This window comes from Marinifilum breve, assembly GCF_003202155.1.
Taxonomy (GTDB): Bacteria; Bacteroidota; Bacteroidia; order Bacteroidales; family Marinifilaceae; genus Marinifilum; species Marinifilum breve.
In genome coordinates this window covers 1-464 of the sequence record NZ_QFLI01000128.1, presented here as the reverse complement: position 1 = coordinate 464, position 464 = coordinate 1, and the positions used below count along the sequence as shown (strand labels likewise).

The following is a 464-nucleotide window of genomic DNA, read 5'->3' as shown; positions in this document are numbered from 1 at the left end:
CAGGCAATGCAGGCGCTACATATTTGTGGTCAAATGGATCAACCACTCAAACCATCACAGTATCAACATCAGGAAATTATTCCGTAGTTGTAACCGATGGCAATGGCTGTTCATCGACTGATGATGTGAATGTAACGGTTCATCCAAACCCGGTTGTAGATCTAGGTTTGGACCAGGAAACCTGTGCTGGAAATACTATCACCTTAGATGCAGGCAATGCAGGCGCTACATATTTGTGGTCAAATGGATTAACGACACAAACCATTACAGTATCAACATCAGGAAATTATTCCGTAGTTGTAACTGATGCCAATGGCTGTTCAGCAACTGATGATGTGAATGTAACGGTTCATCCAAATCCAACGGTTGATTTGGGAGCAGATCAGGAAACCTGTGCTGGAAATACTATCACCTTAGATGCCGGAAATGCAGGATCAACCTATCTGTGGTCAAATGGATCAACG

1 pseudogene is annotated in these 464 nt (G+C 43.3%); it reads left to right on the top strand.

Going from position 1 to position 464, the window contains the following annotated elements:
- A pseudogene (locus DF185_RS23710) lies at nt 1-464 on the top strand (T9SS type B sorting domain-containing protein); the annotation flags it as partial.